This window comes from Pseudomonas sp. rhizo66, from assembly GCF_031931925.1.
Taxonomy (GTDB): Bacteria; Pseudomonadota; Gammaproteobacteria; order Pseudomonadales; family Pseudomonadaceae; genus Aquipseudomonas.
This window is the reverse complement of sequence record NZ_JAUJWZ010000002.1, coordinates 244,599-264,367: the sequence shown is the minus strand read 5'-3', so window position 1 is coordinate 264,367 and position 19,769 is coordinate 244,599. Positions and strand designations below refer to the sequence as shown.

22 protein-coding genes are annotated in these 19,769 nt (G+C 58.6%); 5 read left to right on the top strand and 17 right to left on the bottom strand.

The annotated features are described in order from the left end of the window. Positions 1-12: 12 nt before the first annotated feature. The 12 genes from QZR14_RS03215 to QZR14_RS03160 form a co-directional block, all read right to left on the bottom strand. Positions 13-444, bottom strand: a complete 432-nt coding sequence (locus QZR14_RS03215; protein WP_186620433.1) for a hypothetical protein — start codon at positions 442-444, stop codon at positions 13-15. Between the two features lie 107 nt (positions 445-551). Then, a complete protein-coding gene (locus tag QZR14_RS03210) occupies positions 552-1,334 on the bottom strand; it encodes a hypothetical protein (protein ID WP_311995876.1) in 783 nt (260 codons plus the stop codon). A 69-nt stretch (positions 1,335-1,403) separates the two neighbouring features. After that, complete coding sequence (locus QZR14_RS03205; RefSeq protein ID WP_250605640.1) at positions 1,404-1,787, bottom strand: hypothetical protein; 384 nt, start codon at positions 1,785-1,787, stop codon at positions 1,404-1,406. Next, positions 1,784-2,764: a DUF6402 family protein gene (locus QZR14_RS03200; protein WP_311995875.1), complete on the bottom strand. Its 981-nt coding sequence runs from the start codon at positions 2,762-2,764 to the stop codon at positions 1,784-1,786. The genes QZR14_RS03205 and QZR14_RS03200 overlap by 4 nt, the downstream gene beginning before the upstream one ends. A gap of 10 nt (positions 2,765-2,774) precedes the next feature. Next, positions 2,775-3,299, bottom strand: a complete 525-nt coding sequence (locus QZR14_RS03195; RefSeq protein ID WP_122842177.1) for a PAAR domain-containing protein — start codon at positions 3,297-3,299, stop codon at positions 2,775-2,777. 11 nt (positions 3,300-3,310) lie between these two features. Continuing rightward, complete coding sequence (gene tssE / locus QZR14_RS03190) at positions 3,311-3,718, bottom strand: type VI secretion system baseplate subunit TssE (protein WP_123454704.1); 408 nt, start codon at positions 3,716-3,718, stop codon at positions 3,311-3,313. Positions 3,719-3,727: 9 nt separating this feature from the next. Further along, entirely contained in the window at positions 3,728-5,203 is a 1,476-nt protein-coding gene (gene tssC / locus QZR14_RS03185; protein WP_007920272.1) for a type VI secretion system contractile sheath large subunit, read from the bottom strand. A 25-nt stretch (positions 5,204-5,228) separates the two neighbouring features. After that, positions 5,229-5,732, bottom strand: coding sequence for a type VI secretion system contractile sheath small subunit (gene tssB / locus QZR14_RS03180; protein WP_003229587.1), 504 nt, complete (start codon positions 5,730-5,732; stop codon positions 5,229-5,231). A 32-nt stretch (positions 5,733-5,764) separates the two neighbouring features. After that, a complete protein-coding gene (tssA, locus tag QZR14_RS03175; protein ID WP_250605639.1) occupies positions 5,765-7,327 on the bottom strand; it encodes a type VI secretion system protein TssA in 1,563 nt (520 codons plus the stop codon). Between the two features lie 642 nt (positions 7,328-7,969). Further along, on the bottom strand, positions 7,970-8,245 hold the full coding sequence (locus QZR14_RS03170; RefSeq protein WP_003213368.1) for an HU family DNA-binding protein: 276 nt from the start codon (positions 8,243-8,245) through the stop codon (positions 7,970-7,972). 190 nt (positions 8,246-8,435) lie between these two features. Then, positions 8,436-9,584 (bottom strand): NAD(P)/FAD-dependent oxidoreductase, encoded by a 1,149-nt coding sequence (locus QZR14_RS03165; RefSeq protein ID WP_311995874.1) that lies wholly within the window; start codon positions 9,582-9,584, stop codon positions 8,436-8,438. Positions 9,585-9,604: 20 nt separating this feature from the next. Then, the gene (locus QZR14_RS03160) at positions 9,605-9,772 is read right to left on the bottom strand and encodes a rubredoxin (protein ID WP_084317722.1); all 168 of its coding nucleotides are present in this window, start codon (positions 9,770-9,772) and stop codon (positions 9,605-9,607) included. 201 nt (positions 9,773-9,973) lie between these two features. On the opposite strand from QZR14_RS03160, the gene QZR14_RS03155 reads away from it, so the two are divergent. Together QZR14_RS03155 and ubiA are read left to right on the top strand one after the other, a co-directional pair. Continuing rightward, positions 9,974-10,534 carry a chorismate--pyruvate lyase family protein gene (locus QZR14_RS03155; RefSeq protein WP_250605637.1) on the top strand — a complete coding sequence of 187 codons (561 nt, stop codon included), beginning with the start codon at positions 9,974-9,976 and terminating at the stop codon, positions 10,532-10,534. Beyond that, positions 10,534-11,424, top strand: a complete 891-nt coding sequence (gene ubiA / locus QZR14_RS03150; RefSeq protein WP_123376079.1) for a 4-hydroxybenzoate octaprenyltransferase — start codon at positions 10,534-10,536, stop codon at positions 11,422-11,424. Before QZR14_RS03155 ends, ubiA begins: the two co-directional genes overlap by 1 nt. Before the next feature lie 59 nt (positions 11,425-11,483). Here ubiA and QZR14_RS03145 read toward each other — a convergent pair whose 3' ends face one another. Further along, complete coding sequence (locus QZR14_RS03145; RefSeq protein WP_250605636.1) at positions 11,484-11,861, bottom strand: COG4315 family predicted lipoprotein; 378 nt, start codon at positions 11,859-11,861, stop codon at positions 11,484-11,486. Positions 11,862-12,012: 151 nt separating this feature from the next. Between QZR14_RS03145 and phoB the strand changes: the two genes are divergently transcribed. The 3 genes from phoB to QZR14_RS03130 all read left to right on the top strand — a co-directional run bounded on the left by phoB (position 12,013) and on the right by QZR14_RS03130 (position 15,578). Next, positions 12,013-12,702: a phosphate regulon transcriptional regulator PhoB gene (gene phoB / locus QZR14_RS03140; protein WP_007896474.1), complete on the top strand. Its 690-nt coding sequence runs from the start codon at positions 12,013-12,015 to the stop codon at positions 12,700-12,702. Between the two features lie 138 nt (positions 12,703-12,840). After that, entirely contained in the window at positions 12,841-14,127 is a 1,287-nt protein-coding gene (gene phoR / locus QZR14_RS03135; RefSeq protein WP_311995960.1) for a phosphate regulon sensor histidine kinase PhoR, read from the top strand. Between the two features lie 110 nt (positions 14,128-14,237). Next, complete coding sequence (locus tag QZR14_RS03130; protein WP_007920256.1) at positions 14,238-15,578, top strand: hemolysin family protein; 1,341 nt, start codon at positions 14,238-14,240, stop codon at positions 15,576-15,578. Between the two features lie 108 nt (positions 15,579-15,686). Here QZR14_RS03130 and QZR14_RS03125 read toward each other — a convergent pair whose 3' ends face one another. The 4 genes from QZR14_RS03125 to pstB form a co-directional block, all read right to left on the bottom strand. Beyond that, complete coding sequence (locus QZR14_RS03125) at positions 15,687-16,583, bottom strand: peptidoglycan DD-metalloendopeptidase family protein (protein WP_250605635.1); 897 nt, start codon at positions 16,581-16,583, stop codon at positions 15,687-15,689. Between the two features lie 209 nt (positions 16,584-16,792). Then, a complete protein-coding gene (locus tag QZR14_RS03120; protein ID WP_311995873.1) occupies positions 16,793-17,749 on the bottom strand; it encodes a response regulator in 957 nt (318 codons plus the stop codon). Between the two features lie 177 nt (positions 17,750-17,926). Then, the gene (phoU, locus tag QZR14_RS03115; RefSeq protein WP_016985766.1) at positions 17,927-18,688 is read right to left on the bottom strand and encodes a phosphate signaling complex protein PhoU; all 762 of its coding nucleotides are present in this window, start codon (positions 18,686-18,688) and stop codon (positions 17,927-17,929) included. Positions 18,689-18,759: 71 nt separating this feature from the next. Continuing rightward, the gene (pstB, locus tag QZR14_RS03110) at positions 18,760-19,593 is read right to left on the bottom strand and encodes a phosphate ABC transporter ATP-binding protein PstB (RefSeq protein WP_007920249.1); all 834 of its coding nucleotides are present in this window, start codon (positions 19,591-19,593) and stop codon (positions 18,760-18,762) included. Positions 19,594-19,769 lie beyond the last annotated feature (176 nt).

Sequence of the window (19,769 nt, the reverse complement as noted above, 5' to 3'; positions counted from 1 at the left end):
TAGTGGAACTCATCAAAAAAATATCCTGTAGAGCGCGACCGTCAGACCGGCACAGAAGTAACCGGCGATCAGGAGGTAGGGCACGAGCAGGATCCATCCGTAGGCCATGAAAGCATTGTCGAATGGCCCGGCGACCAGGCTGCACAAGCCATAAAGCATCCAGGGCACCGCGTAGAAAGGGATGATTTTCAACGGCGCCAGCCAGACCATTCGCAGCGCCTGCTGCTCATTGCGGCTCTTCGCGGCCCGCGAGCCCCATAGCGCAAACAACAGCAACCCGGGCATGCCGAACCACAACAGATACACCCAGTGGGTCTCGGACGAGTCGAATGTCGAATACTCGCCAATCCACAGGCCATAGGATGAAAACGCCAGCATGGCCAAGAATGGCGTCCACAAGGCTCCCATGAAGAAACTGAGTTGCGCGCGACTGAGCAGGGCCATCTCGTTCGATACACCTATCACGGGCAAGCCTCCATCCTCGAAAACACACGCATCCATTGCGTCATGATGCATACCGTGTGTTTTCTGCATGAGAGAGCTTCTGGCGATCAGGCGCATTCCGGCACCCACCAGTCTTCGTAGCCTTGCGTGCCGGGATACAGCACTGTCGAGCCGTTGGATTCGGGAGCAACCGCAAAAAATTCAGTCACCCGGAAATTCCATTCCGAGGATTCGAGCAACGCGCCGTCCTTGGTGTACACCCGAAAAAAGTACCCGCTGCTGAACATCCCAAACACTTGCCCGATCAATCCCAGCTTGGGATAACCGGGTGCGTATGTGATGAGGTAGCACTCGCCCGACTCGCTCGAGTGTCGCGCCAAGGCCTGCGCCGTTAAGCCACCGAAAATCTTCAACCCCAGCAAGACGGTGCATATGGACACACCGGTCAGCGCCGGAGCCAGCAACAGTCGCGGCAATGCTCGACGTTTCTGAGCCTCCAGCGGTTGCAGTGCCGCGTGCTTGCGCCAGCGGGTGTAAGCCGTGTGGATGACGTTGGTCAGCAGGATGGCGCAAACCGTCAAACCACCTGTAAGCGCGCAATAGGCCAAGCCACGAATGGGGTACTGCGGCAGCAGATAAAACAGAATCGTCAACATCATCAAAACTACCAGGCCAAACTGGATGGCTTGACGCTGGATGAAGACCAAAATCAAATTCATGAAAACGAAAAAATAGAAAATCAGATACATCGCCATGCCGATGGCGACACCGTGCGAGGTCAATCCACCGACCAGTTGTTTATAGGCGGGAACCGCATAGCCATTCATAACGATATAAATCACACAGGCTAGCGAGTGCACAGCCAGACCGATGGCGTGACGGCTATTCATGTGCAACTCCGGTCATGGCTTTATCGGCACTCTGGAATGAGGACGTGCCTTCAGCCCCAAAAAAACCTATTACCGACATTGTGGAATTATCCAACTTTCCCAGCCTTCAGAACCCGGATACAAGATCATCTCGCCATGAAATTCCGGGGCAGCCCCTGGATCTCCCTCTCGCATCCATAGATACCACTCAGATGTTTTTAGAAGTTCCCCATCCATTGAATAGACCCGATAGAAGGATTGACTGCTGAAAAGTTCTAACAAACTTCCTGCGATTCCCAAAAATCCATAATCAGCTGCATATCTGGCGATGTAGCATTTACCAGATTCACTCACATAAGTTTTTAATGGCTTTGCAACCAGAGAACTGTGAACTTTTAGCGCGAGAAGCATCGCCAGAAGCAATGACACAGCCAGCAGCAGATAAACGCCTCGTTTTCTGTTAGCACTGATCATGACGCTACCATCGGCTTTGCCCTCGCCACGAACTCACCGAAATCGGCACTCATGAAACGAAAGTCAATGGATGTTGGCAACTTCTTCACGGTTGAATAAACAAACAAATCGCCACCTTTACCATGTAGAGCACGGTACTGATTGAAGCTATCGTTAGTTACCTTGTGATATAACTGGCCATCGGCCTCAAATGTATCTCGACCCAACGCACTAAATCCTTTCACGCCACTTTCAAAGCTCCAGTACCCAAGCGGCTGATTATTACTGCTGTCATTCAAAAACTCATACGTATCACGTATGTAGCAACCAATTTCTTCGATATGCAAAGTGGCCGGTGTTTTTTTGGTTTTCGAAACCGTTGAAAATTTGGTAACAGCAAACTTTACGGAAAACCCACCCAACGTTCCGTAAACATCATCCAGTGGATCAGTAATTCTTGCCCACTTATCAGTTCCGATAGACCTGCGATTGTACTGCGATGTTACTTCCAACTCTTGGGCGCTCATAGAACTGAAATCATATTCGCCTGTTTTCAGATCCATGCTTGCCTGATCAAGAATCCCGAGATCTCTCAGACGCGTCATAAACTGCAAAAGACCAGGCGCCAGTTGATTCAATCCTTTGGCACGCCCGATCAGCTCGTTGTACTGACTGGCATACGCTGCTTTTTCGAGCAACGCTTTTACATCTTCACCTGTGTGCGGTGACGCACTGTTCAACCAATCGAACTCCAGATCATCAAACAGTTTTTCTGGAGTGAGTTGTTTAACGTCAAGACGCCCCTCTTTTTCGTCGATAGTCATTTCGTAAGGCTTGCCATCGAACCAGCGCTGCATCAGTCGAGCGGCCTGCACCCAGCCCATTTTTCTCATGGCGCCAGGAATATCTGTGATCAGGAATTCGTCCACAGGCACTTCTACTGGCGTCTTGTCAGAAGAAGGCGTGAGCTGGGTCGTGAGTGGTGCCGGTGCGGTCATGTCATAAACCCTATGCAATCACGAGCGAAGACTGCGGTTCGAAGGTAAGCGTGACGCTTTCAGCCAAATTGGAAGCAATCGGCGCCGTTTTACCCTGTGCATCAGTAACGCCCTTGATTTCTTTGCCAGAGGCCGTTCTCAGGGTGTAGGCACGGTTTGCGACCGGAGCACCGGTTCTCGGATTGCGTGCGACGAAGTGCTGGGTAAAAGGCCAACTGAGCTCCACCGGCAACGGCGGCACAAACGGGGCTGGTGAATGCGAATTGCCGATAATCACCGTCCCGGAACCGGCGGTGACTTTGTTGCCGTGGGAGCCTATGGAATCAACAGTGACAGCAGACTTGCCGTTGATTTTTACCGTCGTGGCCAAGCCGCCGACCATCGCACCACCACACGCGGAGGCATCACCTTCGCGGGCGGCCGCGAGGCCGTCGAAGAACACGTCGCCGGAACCGGCGGCGATCGGATTGGTGCCGTGGCCGGGGAGCGGGCAAGCGGTGGGGTCGGATACACGTGCTGCGGGTTTGCCAGACATCGGGGATCTCCTTAGGTGACCTTCACTTGACCGCTGCCATCCAGGCGCGCGGAAAAACTGACCTGACGCTTGAACCCTTCAACTTCCAGCAGGCCTTCGATGCTGAAGGCGAGGCGCAGTTGATCGTGGTCACGCGGCAGGGAAATGACACGCACATTGCTCAGGCGCGGCTCGTAGGCTTCGATGAAGTTTTCGATGGCCAGACGGGCCTGACTCAGGGAGTCGTGCAGGCTCAGGCGCATGTCATTGAGATCGGGCAACCCGTAGTCGGACAGCGTTTGCACGCTGCCGGCCCGGGTGCTGAGCATTTTGGCCAGATGGGCAGCCACTGACGCCATGGCACAAGCCTCAAGGCTGTTGCCCTTGCGTAGTTGCGCGTCGCCGTTGAGGCGTTCGAACAGGCTGCCGTATCCGTCCATGAGTCGCTCTTACTCTTTGTCCAGCTTGCCAACCAGCGACAGGGTGAAATCGGCACCCATGTACTTGAAGTGCGGACGCACGTTCAAGCTCACGCGGTACCAGCCCGGCTCGCCTTCAACGTCGCTGACGATCACTTGCGCAGCGCGCAGCGGACGACGGCCACGCACTTCGGCGCTCGGGTTTTCCTGGTCGGCAACGTACTGACGGATCCACTTGTTCAGTTCCAGCTCGAGGTCGGTACGTTCTTTCCACGAACCGAGTTGCTCGCGCTGCAGCACTTTCAAGTAGTGAGCCAGACGGTTGACGATCATCATGTACGGCAGTTGGGTGCCGAGCTTGTAGTTCAGCTCTGCAGCCTTGCCTTCTGCGCTGATGCCGAAGAACTTCGGCTTCTGCACCGAGCTCGCGGAGAAGAACGCCGCGTTGTCGGAGCCTTTACGCATGGTCAGGGAGATGAAGCCTTCCTCGGCCAGTTCGTATTCACGACGGTCGGAAACCAGAACTTCAGTAGGAATCTTGGTTTCGATTTCGCCCATGCTTTCGAAATGGTGCAGAGGCAGATCTTCAACCGCGCCACCGCTCTGCGGGCCGATGATGTTCGGGCACCAGCGGAATTTGGCGAAGCTGTCAGTCAGCTTGGTGCCGAACGCGTAAGCGGTGTTGCCCCACAGGTAGTGCTCGTGGCTGTTGGCAACGGTTTCCTTGTACACGAACGATTTGACCGGGTTTTCTTCCGGATCGTACGGGTTACGCAGCAGGAAACGCGGCACGGTCAGACCAACATAACGGGAGTCTTCCGAGGTACGGAAGCTCTGCCATTTGGCGAATTGCGGGCCTTCGAAGTGGTCTTTCAGATCTTTCAGATCCGGCAGGCCGGTGAAGCTTTCCAGACCGAAGAATTTCGGGCCGGCCGCAGCGATGAACGGCGCGTGGGACATGCACGAAACGCTGGCGACGTACTGCATCAGCTTGACGTCTGGCGAGCTTGGCGACATGTAGTAGTTAGCGATGATCGCGCCCACAGGCTGACCACCGAACTGGCCGTATTCAGCGGTGTAGATGTGCTTGTACAGGCCCGACTGCATGACTTCCGGCGAATCTTCGAAATCGTCCAGCAGGTCTTCTTTGGAGACGTTGAGGATTTCGATCTTGATGTTTTCGCGGAAGTTGGTGCGGTCGACCAGCAACTGCAGACCACGCCACGACGATTCCAGCGCCTGGAAGTCCGGGTGGTGCAGGATTTCGTCCATCTGACGGCTGAGCTTGGCATCGATCTCGGCGATCATGCGGTCAACCATGGCCTTCTTGACCGGCTCACCGTTGTTCTGCGGCTTGAGCAGTTCTTCGATGAACGCCGACACACCGCGCTTGGCGATGTCGTAGGCTTCGTCGTCCGGAGTCAGACGGGTTTCGGCGATGATGCTGTCGAGAATGCTGTACTCGCCGTTGCCGGCGCTCTTCTCTTGTGCTGCGCTAGTGCTCATTGTGTTGGCTTCCTTGGCTGGAGTCTCAGGCGTCCGGGGCTGCGGCGTTCAGGCCCAGCTCACCGAGTACGCGACCGCGGGATTCGTCGTCGGCGAGCACGCCTTCGATCGCTTTACGGAACGCAGGTGCGTTACCCAGCGGGCCTTTGAGGGCCACCAGCGCATCGCGCAGTTCCATCAGTTTTTTCAGCTCAGGCACTTGCTCGACCAGGCTGGCCGGGTTGAAGTCCTTCATCGAATTGACGCGCAGTTGCACAGCCAGCTCGTCGGCCTCGCCATCTTCCTGCAGACGGTTCGGCACGCTCAGCGTCAGACCCAGTTCTTGCTTGGCCAACACTTCGTCGAAGGTCATCTTGTCGATGCTGATCGGCTTGCGATCTTCGATTTTGCGATCGTCCTTGCGGTGGGTGTAGTCACCGATTGCCAGCAGCTTCAGCGGCAGTTCAATCTCTTCCTGAGCACCGCCGGTGGCGGGTTTGAAGGTGACGTTGATGCGTTCCTTGGGGGCTACCGAGCCTTCTTTGGCCATGGCTTTTCTCCTTGCGGTTGTGGCCCTGGGGCCTATTCGAGTACCACTTCGAGGTCGAGGTGGCACAGCCTGCGATAAATCTCTTCCTTGCGTTCACGTACGGCATGGTTCTGCGGCAACAACTCGCAGCAACTGTGCAGCAGGTGCAGCACTTCCAATGCAAGATCGGGCTCCCAGGCGTGCAGGCCTGAGTCCTGTAATGTCTGATCGAGGGTTTCCAGCTGGTTCTTGGCCAGTTCGTACTTCTTGGCCATGAAGCACAGGCGTGCGAGGGCGAACTGCCAGAAGAAGCGCTCGCGGCCACCGTGGGCCGACTGCAAACCCTGCTTGAGAATCTGCACGGCGGGCTTCAGGCCTTCCTTGCGCAGCAACGGCAGGACTTCTTCAAGGGCCTTTTCCCAGGCCGGCTGGGTTTCGACGTTTTCGCTTTCGACCTTGCGCGGCGCGCTGGCGCTTTGCAGGTGCGGCATGACGTTGGCGGCGATCCACGCCCGAGTGGACGGATCGGCAAAAGGCGCGCCGTCATGGAAGCGCAACTCGACAATGCCGGGCAGGCGTTGAACCAAAAGCGCGAAGTGGATTTCCACTTCGCGCATTGCCAATTCGGCGTTGAGGTTCTGGAGACATTCCCAGACCATCCTCTGGCCATCGAACCAGAACGGCGCCTTCGCCAGGCTCGCCTCCAGTTCCACTAGCAGGTCGGCGTATTTGCCCTGATCGAAGCGGTCCTGGTAGAGCTTGAGCTTTTCCAGCGGCAGGCCGCGCAACACGGTGATCTGTTCGGCATTGCGCTCGGGTACTGCGTCGATGGTCATCCACAGCAGCGTGCGGTTCAGGCGCAGGGCGCGCAGGTCGGTGGCCTTCTGCTTGAGCCACCAGGCGCACAACGGTCGGGCGCTTTCCTGTTGCGCGCGCAGGGCTTTGTGCGCGTCTCGTTCGTTATCGATCGGTGCGCCTGGGGTGAGCAACTGGCTCGCGGCCTGCTTGACCTGCGCCACTGCTGCACCGACCACACCGGGGGCCGGTTGATTGTCGGCGGCGCGCTGGATCATGGTTTTCAGGCGACGAGAGATCGGCAGCAGCAGCGGCGAATCATCGCCCAGATGCTCAGCACATGCCGCTTCAAGGCCGGACAGGTGCTCGGAGAGCTGCCGGAACATCGGCAACTGCTCTTTGATCGCAATGTTTTCGGTGATGACCTGCTCGAGACGCGGCACCAGCCAGCCGATGGCGGCGGCTCGGGTGCGGGGTTTGAGCGGGTGAACGTCGGCCCAATTATTTTCCGACAGATGGTGCAGCAGACCGAGGCCGGCCAGCAGCCCGGGGAAGGATTCACGCTGATACAGCGACCAGGTCAGCCAGGCGCCGACACGCAAATCCTTGGATTGGGTACGCAGCAGATTTTCGCTGTTTTCGCGAATTTTCAGCCAGTCGATCTGCCCGCTTTCGTGCATCGACGAGGCTTTGGCCAGCTCACTTTCCAAGGCCTCGAATTCGCTCGAAAAACGAACGTCTTCGCCCGCGAAATTCTCTTTGGAAACAGAGACTTTTGCGAGTTCGAGGTAATGGGCGGAAAGTTTGCTTGAGTAGGACATCCATGGCCTTTATTAAGGATTACAGTCAGGCGCCTATTGGAGTTACCGCGGCGCGGGACAGTATCGAAGAGCGGTGCAGCGACTCATCCAATTGAGATGTGCTCTTTCAAGTGGGCGCATCGTAATCACTATGATGGCCACTAGCAAGCATCTGATTAAACAACAAGACGAAGTGTTCTTTGTTTGTTGTAGGAGTTTTCCCTATATTCCGTCAGGGAATCCCCGATCCTCTGTTTATATTCAGATACCCGTACAAAATGCCTGGAACGCTTGATTTAGAGCGATCGTCCCAAGTGTCGCCGATCGCCGTAAACGGGGGCCGACGAGCATGGTGGGGGAGCATGCCGGGTTTTAAAAAATTCGGATGTAGGATGATTCCGAAAGACCTTGGTGTTGTTTCAACAATTCACAGCGAGACATCCAACAATCGTAAAAGTGCCATCACTATGATGGCTTTTATATATAGGGTAATGATTTAAGTGTGAGGCAGATCGATAGCCAACAAATGCAATCACTTACGCGGCGTTTATTATTGCTGTACGCCATTACCAATAGGCAGGCATAAAAAATGGGCACCCGACCGCAATCGGTGTGCCCATTTTTCTACACGGTTCTCCTCGTTATTCGAGAAGTTCGCCGCAATTAAGGATTAACGCTGTCTTTCAACGACTTGCCTGGCTTGAATGCCACGGTGTTGCTGGCCTTGATTTTAACCGGCTCGCCGGTCTGCGGGTTTTTGCCGGTGCGGGCGCCGCGGTGGCGTTGCAGGAAGGTGCCGAAGCCGACCAGCGTCACGCTGTCCTTGCGGTGCAGAGCGCCGGTGATTTCTTCTAGAACGGCGTTGAGTACGCGGTTGGCCTGCTCTTTGGTCAGGTCTGCTTTTTCAGCGATTGCAGCGGCGAGTTCTGGTTTACGCATTAGTGAAGCCCCTTTGACGGTTTTTTGTTGTTATGTCCGTGCTGTTCTCGTTGGAACAGCGCCCAAGGCGCCGCAGGCTCTACTCTGCGGCAGACGGGAGTGAGAATGGCACGCGGATACCGGCGGCGCCAGTCTCCCCGCGACCTTTGTAGGGGCAAAAGCGGGGTGATTCCGACAGAACGACCGGTATTTACGCCAGCAGGGCCGGAAGCTGTTTGTTCAGGGCGAGTTTTTCCATTACCGCCGCACCGGTCAGTGCATAACCGAGCAACTGCCCGTCGGCGCTGTGGCACAGGGCCTTGATGTCGGCGCCCTGCCCTTCAACCGTCCAGACGCCTTCGCTGCCCCGTGGCGGCGGCGAAACCACCAGCGGGCACACCGGGGTTTTCACGGTGATCGGCATCGGGCCGTAGCTCACGGCGGTAGGGTTTCCGGCGAGGGTTTGTGCCAGCGCTCGCGCACAGCTCATGAGAGGCATCACGTACAGCAGATTCAGCCCGTCGACCTCGGCGCAGTCGCCCAGGGCGTAGATATTGGCGTGGGAGGTTTTCAGGTAGCGGTCGACCACCACACCGCGATTGACCTGTACACCGGCAGCCGCCGCCAGATCGATGCGTGGGCGCAGGCCAATGGCCGAAACCACCACGTCGCAAGGAATGACCTGGCCGTCGGACAGATGCGCTTCCAGGCCATCGGCAACTTTTTGCAGTCGGGTCAGCACCGGGCCGAGGTGGAATTTCGCACCGAGGCTTTCCAGCCCGGCCTGCACCGCTGCCGCAGCAGCCGGGTGCAGCAGCATCGGCATGACCTGTTCGCACGGCGCCACCAGTTGCACTTCGTAGCCACCGAGGATCAGGTCGTTGGCGAACTCGCAGCCAATCAGGCCGGCGCCGAGCAGCAGCACCCGGCGCTTGCCGGCCGCCGCTGCGCGAAAGCGCGCGTAGTCTTCAAGATCATTGATCGGGAACACCTGATCGCCGCCATCGCCTTCGATTGGCACGCGCACGGTTTCTGCGCCCCAGGCGAGGATCAGATCGCGGTAGTAAACCGCTTCTTCGCCGATCCACAGGCGCTTATGGCCGGCGTCGATGCCGCTGATGCGCGTGTGGGTGCGCACTTCGGCATTCAATTGCTCGGCCATCGCACCCGGTTCAGCCATGCACAGGCCGTCGGCGTCCTTGTTCTTGCCGAAACCGGTGGAGAGCATCGGCTTGGAGTAAGAACGGCCGTCATCAGCCGTGATCAGCAGCAGCGGGGTTTCGCTGTCGAGCTTGCGAAACTCGCGGGCCAGGTTGTAGCCCGCCAGGCCGGTGCCAATGATGACGACAGGTGCGCTCATGCCTTACTCCTTGTTTGTGCTTAGTTGATTTCGATCATTTCGAAGTCCATCTTGCCGACGCCGCAGTCGGGGCACAGCCAGTCTTCCGGCACATCCTGCCAAGCGGTGCCCGGCGCAATGCCGTCATCCGGCCAACCGTCGGCTTCGTTGTAGATCAGGCCGCAGACCACACATTGCCACTTTTTCATTCAAGTACTTCCTCAGGGTTCAGGCTTATTGCCGGCGCGGACGGTCGATGGGTGTTGCGCTGCCATCCGGCTCAGGGCGTTTTGTACTGATGGTGCCGGGCAGATGCAAGCCTGTTCGGCGCAACGGCGACCCGGATCAATCAATATCGCAGCTCGCCATGGTAAGCTCGCCGCCTCATTTGCGGCCAATAATGACTCATTGTGCAACATTCAAATGCCTGCCCGGCCCCGCTCTGGCTGACCCGAAGCCGACTGACGCCCCTCCCCGATTCGTTAACCCTCGACTGGTTGTTCGACGAAGGCTCCCTCACCCGCCGCCTGACCCGGCTGTCCAATGATGGCTTCAGCGTCACGCCGTTGTTCGAAGGCTGGAACACTCTGCGCGCCGACGAATGCGCGGCGCTGGATCTGGCCGAGGGCAGCGAGGGCTGGGTGCGCGAGGTGTATTTGCGCGGTCACGGCGAGGCCTGGGTGTTTGCCCGCAGCGTCGCTTCGCGCGCCGCCTTACAGGGTGACGGCCTGCACATGGATGAACTGGGCAGCCGCTCGCTGGGCGAATTGCTGTTTTGCGATCAGGCGTTCCAGCGCCGCGCCCTCGAAGTTTGCCACTACCCTGAACAATGGTTGCCGTCAGACGTGAAAGCGCCTGAGCTGTGGGGCCGACGTTCGCGTTTCGACCGTGGCGCGTTGAGCGTGCTGGTCGCGGAAATCTTCCTGCCGAGCCTGTGGCGCGCCGCCCGCGCCCATCCGGAGAACTGCTGATGTATCAGAGCCTGCTCAAGTCCCTGAACCGCTTGAACCCGCGCGCCTGGGATTTCATTCAGTTGACCCGGATGGACAAGCCGATCGGCATTTACCTGCTGCTGTGGCCGACCCTGTGGGCATTGTGGATTGCCGGCAAAGGCTCGCCATCGCTGGCCAACGTGGTGATTTTCGTTCTCGGCGTGGTACTGACCCGCGCCGGTGGCTGCGTAATCAACGACTGGGCCGATCGCAAGGTCGACGGCCACGTCAAACGCACCGCGCAACGACCGCTGGCCAGCGGCAAGATCAGTTCGAAAGAAGCCTTGGTGTTTTTCGCCCTGTTGATGGGCGTGAGTTTCCTGCTGGTGCTGTGCACCAATGCGCCGACGATCTGGCTGTCGCTGGGTGGTCTGGCGTTGGCCTTCACTTATCCGTTCATGAAGCGCTACACCTATTACCCGCAAGTGGTGCTGGGTGCGGCGTTCTCGTGGGGGATGCCGATGGCATTTACTGCCGAGACCGGTGAGTTGCCGGCGGCAGCGTGGCTGCTGTGGATCGCCAATCTGCTGTGGACGGTGGGTTACGACACCTATTACGCGATGACCGATCGGGATGACGATTTGAAGATTGGCGTGAAATCCACGGCAATTCTGTTTGGCGAGGCGGACCGGGTGATCATCCTGAGCCTGCAGGCGTTGTCGCTGGGCTGCCTGCTGCTGGCGGGGTCGAAGTTCGAGTTGGGGATCTGGTTCCATCTCGGCTTGCTGGTGGCTGCCGGGTGTTATGCGTGGGAATTCTGGTACACCCGCGATCGTGACCGCATGCGCTGCTTCAAGGCGTTTTTGCACAATCATTGGGCCGGGTTGGCGATTTTCGTCGGGATCGTGCTGGATTACGCGTTGCGCTGATCCGCAAACCTGTGGGAGCGAGCTTGCTCGCTCCCACAGGGACGCAGTTGCTGCAGGACTCAGTGTTTCGGCATGTGCCACATGTCCTTGAAGCCTTCCCCCTTCATGTCGCCTGGTTTTTCATCCATTTTGAAGGTGTAAAGCGGCTTGCCGTCATATGCCCATTGCATCATGCCGTCATCACGTTTGATGGGGGTGAATTTGCCTTCAGCCTTGGCACCCGCCGGCGCCATCATCGGCGGCCAGTTCTTCGCGCAATCGCCGTTGCACATCGATTTGCCGCCCGTGTCCTTGTCGAAGGTGTACACGGTCATGCCTTTGTGGTCGGTCATCATGCCGTCTTTCATCATGACCGGATCAGCGGCGAAGGCCATCGACGGTAATGCAACGGCAGCGGCAAGCAGCAGTGCTTTGAAAGAAACAGTCATTTGAGTCATGGAAACCTTCTTTTGTGGTTGTCAGGATTCGGACTTAGAGCTTAGTTCAGCATTCGCACAATCGCCGCCGGACTAAAATACTGTCACACGACTGCAATAATTCCGTTATCTAATGCGGCGCAAGACAGTTAAATGACAAGAGGATTAAGGCATGGTTGGCAGGAGCATTCTGATCGTCGACGACGAAGCGCCCATTCGCGAAATGATCGCCGTTGCGTTGGAAATGGCCGGCTATGACTGCCTTGAGGCGGAGAACTCACAGCAGGCACACGCCATCATCGTCGACCGTAAACCGGACCTGATCCTGCTCGACTGGATGCTGCCCGGCACCTCCGGCATCGAGTTGGCCCGTCGTCTGAAACGTGATGAGCTGACCGGGGACATCCCGATCATCATGCTCACCGCCAAGGGCGAGGAGGACAACAAGATCCAGGGGCTTGAAGTCGGCGCCGACGACTACATCACCAAACCGTTTTCCCCGCGCGAACTGGTCGCACGCCTCAAAGCCGTGCTGCGCCGCGCCGGACCGACCGACGGTGAAGCGCCGATCGAAGTCGGCGGCCTGCTGCTCGACCCGATCAGCCACCGCGTGACCATCGACGGCAAACCGGCCGAGATGGGCCCGACCGAATACCGCCTGCTGCAATTCTTCATGACCCACCAGGAGCGCGCCTACACCCGTGGCCAGTTGCTGGATCAGGTCTGGGGTGGCAACGTTTATGTTGAAGAGCGCACCGTCGACGTGCACATCCGGCGCCTGCGCAAGGCCCTCGGCGACGCCTACGAAAATCTGGTACAAACCGTGCGCGGCACCGGCTACCGGTTTTCCACCAAAGCATAAAAAAACAGCTGCAAGCTTCTAGCTACAAGCGGCAAGTTGAAGCCGATCCGCTTTAGCTTGAAGCTTGTGGCTTGAAACTCGAAGCTGCGTTAAGGACGCTCCGTGAATCAAAACTGGCATGGCACCCTGATTCGCCACATGCTGCTGCTGGTCACCGCCTGCCTGGTGATCGGCCTGATCACCGGCTATTACGGCTGGAGCCTCGCGGCGGGCCTGGGGATTTATCTGGCCTGGACGCTCAAGCAATTGCTGCGTCTGCATGAATGGCTGCGCCAGCATCAACCCGACGAAGCACCGCCCGATGGCTATGGCCTGTGGGGCGAAGTGTTCGACAGCATCTACCACCTGCAACGCCGCGACCAACGCGTGCGCGGGCGCCTGCAAGCGGTGATCGACCGGGTTCAGGAGTCCACCGCCGCGCTGAAAGACGCGGTGATCATGCTCGACAGCGACGGCAATCTGGAGTGGTGGAACCGCGCCGCCGAAACCCTGCTCGGTCTCAAGACCCCACAGGACAGCGGCCAACCGGTGACCAACCTGGTGCGCCATCCGCGCTTCAAGGAGTACTTCGAGCAGGAGAGCTACGCCGAGCCGCTGGAAATCCCCTCGCCGACCAACGATCGCGTGCGCATTCAGCTGTACCTGACCCGCTACGGCAACAACGAACACTTGATGCTGGTGCGCGATGTCACGCGCATTCATCAGCTGGAACAGATGCGCAAAGACTTCATCGCCAACGTCTCCCACGAACTGCGCACACCGCTGACGGTGATCTGTGGCTATCTGGAAACCCTGCTCGACAACGTCGAAGAAGTGAACCCACGCTGGAGCCGCGCCCTGCAGCAGATGCAGCAACAGGGCGGGCGCATGCAGACGCTGCTCAACGATTTGTTGTTGCTGGCGAAACTGGAGGCCACCGATTACCCGTCGGACAACCAGCCGGTGCAGATCGACAGCCTGCTGCAGTCGATCAAGAGCGATGCGCAACAATTGTCCGGCGCGAAGAACCAGCGCATCACCCTGGAAGCTGACCCCCGCCTGTGGCTCAAGGGCAGCGAGGCGGAGTTGCGCAGTGCGTTTTCCAACCTGGTGTTCAACGCAGTGAAGTACACCCCGGCCGAGGGCAACATCCGCATTCGCTGGTGGAGCGACGATCAGGGCGCGCACCTGAGCGTGCAGGATTCCGGGATCGGCATCGACAGCAAACACCTGCCACGCCTGACCGAACGCTTCTACCGCGTCGACTCCAGCCGCAACTCCAACACCGGCGGCACCGGGCTGGGTCTGGCCATCGTCAAACACGTGTTGCTGCGCCACCGCGCGCGCATGGAGATCAGCAGCGTGCCCGGTCACGGCAGCACGTTCACCTGCCATTTCGCCCCGGCCCAAGTGGCCCAGGCACGGGCGATCAGCGCCGCTGAGTAATGTCGCACTAGGCAATCGCCAGGTCAGCCGCTACATTGGCTGACTTGTGCCTGCCTTTCAGGCGCGACTTTTCTCTTTCTTGAATCACACGGAACCCGCAAAACTCCATCATGGACCCTTCCCCTGGCTTGTCCCTCGCAACAATATTCGCCGATTTCGGCATGATTCTTTTTGCTCTGATCCTGGTTTTGCTCAACGGCTTTTTCGTTGCGGCGGAATTCGCCATGGTCAAACTGCGCTCGACCCGGGTCGAGGCCATCGCTGATCAGAACGGCTGGCGCGGACACATCCTGCGCACCGTACACAGTCAGCTCGATGCCTACCTCTCGGCCTGTCAGCTCGGTATCACCCTCGCCTCCCTTGGCCTCGGCTGGGTCGGTGAGCCGGCGTTCGCGCACATTCTCGAGCCGCTGCTGAGCGCGGTCGGCGTGCAGTCGCCGGAAATCGTCAAAGGTGTGTCGTTCTTCACCGCGTTCTTCATTATTTCGTACCTGCACATCGTGGTCGGCGAACTGGCCCCTAAATCGTGGGCGATCCGCAAACCCGAGCTGCTGTCGCTGTGGACGGCGGTGCCGTTGTACCTGTTCTACTGGGCGATGTACCCGGCGATCTACCTGCTCAACGCCAGCGCCAACGCGATTCTGCGCATCGCCGGCCAGGGCGAACCCGGCCCGCACCACGAACACCATTACAGCCGCGAAGAACTGAAACTGATCCTGCACTCCAGCCGTGGTCAGGACCCGAGCGACCAAGGCATGCGCGTGCTGGCCTCGGCGGTGGAAATGGGCGAGCTGGAAGTGGTCGACTGGGCCAACTCCCGGGAAGACCTGATCACCCTCGAATTCAACGCGCCGCTGAAAGAAATCCTGGCGATGTTCCGTCGCCACAAGTTCAGTCGTTATCCGGTGTACGACAGCGAGCGCCAGGAGTTCGTCGGCCTGCTGCACATCAAGGATCTGCTGCTGGAACTGGCAGCGCTGGACCATATTCCCGAGTCGTTCAACCTGGCTGAGTTGACCCGCCCGCTCGAGCGCGTGTCGCGGCACATGCCGCTGTCGCAGTTGCTGGAGCAGTTCCGCAAGGGCGGCTCGCACTTCGCCGTGGTCGAGGAGGCTGACGGCAACATCATCGGCTACCTGACCATGGAAGACGTGCTGGAAGTGCTGGTTGGCGATATTCAGGACGAACACCGCAAAGCTGAGCGCGGGATCCTCGCCTATCAGCCGGGCAAGCTCTTGGTGCGTGGTGACACGCCGCTGTTCAAGGTCGAGCGCCTGCTGGGCATCGACCTCGATCACATCGAAGCCGAGACCCTTGCCGGGCTGGTCTACGAAACCCTGAAACGGGTGCCGGAAGAGGAAGAAGTACTGGAAGTCGAAGGCCTGCGGATCATCATCAAGAAGATGAAAGGGCCGAAGATTGTACTGGCGAAGGTGTTGATGCTGGATTGAGTGCAATGCGGGAAACCGCATTGCCTGCTAAAAGATCGCAGCCTGCGGCAGCGCCTACACAGGAATGCGATCCTGTAGGCGCTGCCGCAGGCTGCGATCTTTTTTGCTTTATTGCTTGCCCAACGCAAAGTTGGGCAACGCCCCCAGCGGCTGGACGAACTGATACGGAATCGACACCAGCCCCTCGCCGGTATTGCGCTGCACCACAAAGTGCAGATGCGGGCCACTGCTGTTGCCGGTATTGCCCGACAGGGCCAGCGGACTGCCCACCGCCACCCGTTGCCCTTCGCGCACGCTCACCGAACCTTGCTTGAGGTGCAGGTACACGCCCATGGTGCCGTCATCGTGCAGCACCCGCACGAAATTGCCGGACGCATCCGAGCCGCGACCGCTCTGTGAATTTTCGATCTTCACCACCACCCCGGCCCGCGCGGCAATGATCGGCGTGCCCACCGGCATGGCGATGTCCATCGCATAGCGATTCTTCGGCCCGTAGTGGCTGTATTGGCCGTTGGCGCCCTGACTCAGACGAAACGGCCCACCCCGCCATGGCAGCGGATAGCGATAGCCCTGCGCGATACCAGTGGGGTCACCAAGGGAATAGTGGAACTGCGGCGTATACACCAGCGGCTGCTTGCCGGATATCGCCGTCAGCAACGCCAACCGCGTATTGCTGCGCGCCGGCAGCACCCGGTGGATGGTTTGCGCCGGCGCACCGCGCACATTGCTCAGCCCGGTGAATGCCAAGGCAATTTTGACCGGCGCATACAGATCGTTGCGCACGAAGACCACGTCAGTGCCCTTCTGCTTTTTGATATCGAGGTAAACCTGCCGCTCCAGGCGCTCGACCATTCGGTCCTGAAACACGAACACCTGCGAGCCTTTGCTCGGCCGGTCGCTGTACGACACCACGCCGTTGGCATCAGTGGATTTGTAGATGGTCATGGCCACAACCGAAGTGGAGGCCATGAAAAGACCATAGAAAAACAGCAGGCGCGCGAGCATGGGCAAAAGTCTGTCGAAAGGAAGGCCTGGAAATGAGCCTAGCAGCTGAGACAGACCAGGCTAGTCGACAGATGTTTCAAATTGGCCAGTCTGGGAGATTGGTGGTGCACGTGATGGCCCCTTCGCGAGCAGGCTCGCTCCCACATTTGGAATGCATTCCAAGGTGGGAGCGAGCCTGCATGCGAAGGCGGACTGTCAGGCGACGAAGATCACGCGCCCGGAACGAAGTGCTTCTGCGCCGTGCCGCGAGCGATCAGGCGCGAGATGTAGTCGAGTTTCTGCGCGTCCTGGTCGACGAAACGGAAGGTCAGTTGCAGCCAGTCGCTGTCGGGTTTCGGCTCAAAAGCGACAACCGCGTGCAGATAGCCATTGAGGCGGGCGATTTCAGCGTTGTCGCCCTGCTCCAGATCGAGCACGGCGCTGTCGAGGATCTGCGGCAGGGTCTCGGTGCGTTTCACCACCAACAGCGCTTCCTTGATGCTCAGAGCCTTGATCACGCATTGCTGAGTGCCGCTTGGCAGGCGCAATTGGCCCTGGCCACGACCGCTTGCCGGAGCGGACGCGGCGGCTGGCGCCTTGACCGGCGGGCTGTTGAGCAGGCCACGGGATGGCGCAGCGGCCGGCGCTGGTGCAGCAGCAGCCGGTTTGGCGAACGGGTTGACCGCAGCAGCAGTCGGGGCACCGCCGACCACGGTAGGCTTGCCACCGGTCAAGGCGCTCAGGGAATCGTTGCCGAACGCCGAGTTCATTTTGGTCGGCGCGCTGTTCATCAGGGTGTCGAGCTTGCCGACCTTGTTCAGCGCCTGCTTGACCTTGGTCAGCAGTTGCTCGTTGGTGAACGGCTTGCTGACGTAGCCGGAAACGCCGGCCTGAATCGCCTGCACCACGTTTTCCTTGTCGCCACGGCTGGTGACCATAACGAACGGCATGGTCTTGAGGTTGTCTTGCTCGCGGCACCAGGTCAGCAGCTCGAGACCGGACATTTCCGGCATTTCCCAGTCGCACAGCACCAGGTCGAACGCTTCCCTGGCCAGCATGGCCTGAGCCTTCTTACCGTTGACGGCGTCCTCGGTGCGGATCCCCGGGAAGTAATTACGCAGGCACTTTTTCACCAGGTCACGAATGAACGAAGCATCGTCCACGACCAACACACTGATCTTGCTCATCCAACACCCCTATTAAAATCCCGGCAAGCATAACGCTGGCTGATGGCACATTGCCAAAACTCTTCAGTCACGCCGGGACTTTTCGTTCGCGGGTGCTGCTTTTTAATTCGGTTCTGCCCATGAAAAGCACAAACAAAAACGCCCGGCCAAAGGGCCGGGCGCTTTTCTCAGGCAATCTTACTTATCGTCAGCATTGCCCGGAACATTAGCGGTTTCGCCGCTTGTGCCTTCAACTTCTTCTTTCATGCGCTTGAGGCCCATGTGGCGCACGTCGGTGCCGCGCACCAGGTAGATGACCAGTTCGGAGATGTTGCGCGCGTGATCGCCGATGCGTTCCAGCGAACGCAGCACCCAAATGATGCTCAAAACCCGCGAGATAGAGCGTGGGTCTTCCATCATGTAGGTGGCCAGCTCACGCAGTGCAGTCTTGTATTCGCGGTCGATGATCTTGTCGTACTGCGCCACCGACAACGCCAGATCGGCGTCGAAGCGGGCAAACGCGTCCAGTGCATCGCGAACCATGTTGCGCACCTGGTCGCCGATGTGACGAACTTCGACGTAACCGCGCGGCGCTTCGCCTTCTTCACACAGTTGAATCGCACGGCGAGCGATCTTGGTCGCTTCGTCACCGATGCGCTCCAGGTCGATCACCGACTTGGAAATGCTGATGATCAAACGCAAGTCGGACGCCGCCGGCTGACGACGGGCGAGAATGCGCAGGCATTCTTCGTCGATGTTGCGTTCCATCTGGTTGATCTGGTCATCGATCTCGCGCACCTGCTGAGCCAGGCCGGAGTCGGCCTCGATCAGTGCGGTCACCGCGTCGTTGACCTGCTTCTCGACCAGCCCGCCCATGGCCAGGAGGTGGCTGCGCACTTCCTCAAGCTCGGCGTTGAACTGCGCGGAGATGTGGTGGGTAAGGCCTTCTTTACTAATCATGTTGGCGTCCTTGGAGCGTCCGGTAAGGTGCGGTGGGCCGCAGCGTCAATTCTGTGAATAACCCGCAACTGTCAGCCATAACGACCGGTGATGTAGTCTTCGGTCTGCTTCTTCGCCGGATTGGTGAACAGGGTATCGGTGTCGCCAAATTCCACCAGTTTGCCCATGTACATGAACGCCGTGTAGTCGGAGACCCGCGCGGCCTGTTGCATGTTGTGGGTCACGATGACGATGGTGAACTTGGATTTCAGCTCGTAGATCAGCTCTTCAACCTTCAGGGTCGAGATCGGGTCGAGGGCCGAGCACGGTTCGTCGAGCAGCAGCACTTCCGGCTCAACCGCGATGGTACGGGCGATGACCAGACGCTGTTGCTGACCACCGGACAGACCGAGTGCCGATTCATGCAGACGGTCTTTGACTTCGTCCCACAGCGCCGCGCCTTTCAACGCCCATTCGACCGCTTCGTCGAGGACGCGCTTCTTGTTGATGCCCTGGATGCGCAGACCGTAAACGACGTTTTCGTAGATGGTCTTCGGGAACGGGTTGGGCTTCTGGAACACCATGCCGACACGACGACGCAGCTCGGCAACGTCTTCGCCCTTGCGATAGATGTTGTTGCCGTAGAGGTTGATCGCGCCTTCGACGCGGCAGCCGTCAACCAGATCGTTCATGCGGTTGAAGGTACGCAGCAGCGTCGACTTACCGCAGCCGGACGGGCCGATGAACGCGGTCACACGCTGTTTCGGGATGTTCATGCTGACGTCGAACAGCGCTTGTTTCTCGCCGTAGTACAGGCTCAGGCCCGGTACTTCGATGGCCACGGTTTCCTGCGCCAGATTCAGGCTCTGCTTGTCTCGACCCAGGGCAGACATATTGATGCCGTGGCTATGTGTTTCGTGCTGCATGGGAGGCTCCCTGTGCTAACAAATTCGGTTCGTTGAACCACTGGCCTTGCCAATGGGTTACTGAAAATCTGTGGCTTGCGCCGATCCTTGTGGGAGCTGGCTTGCCAGCGATGGCATCACCGCGGTGTTACTGGCTGACCGAGTCGCCTGCATCGCTGGCAAGCCAGCTCCCACAG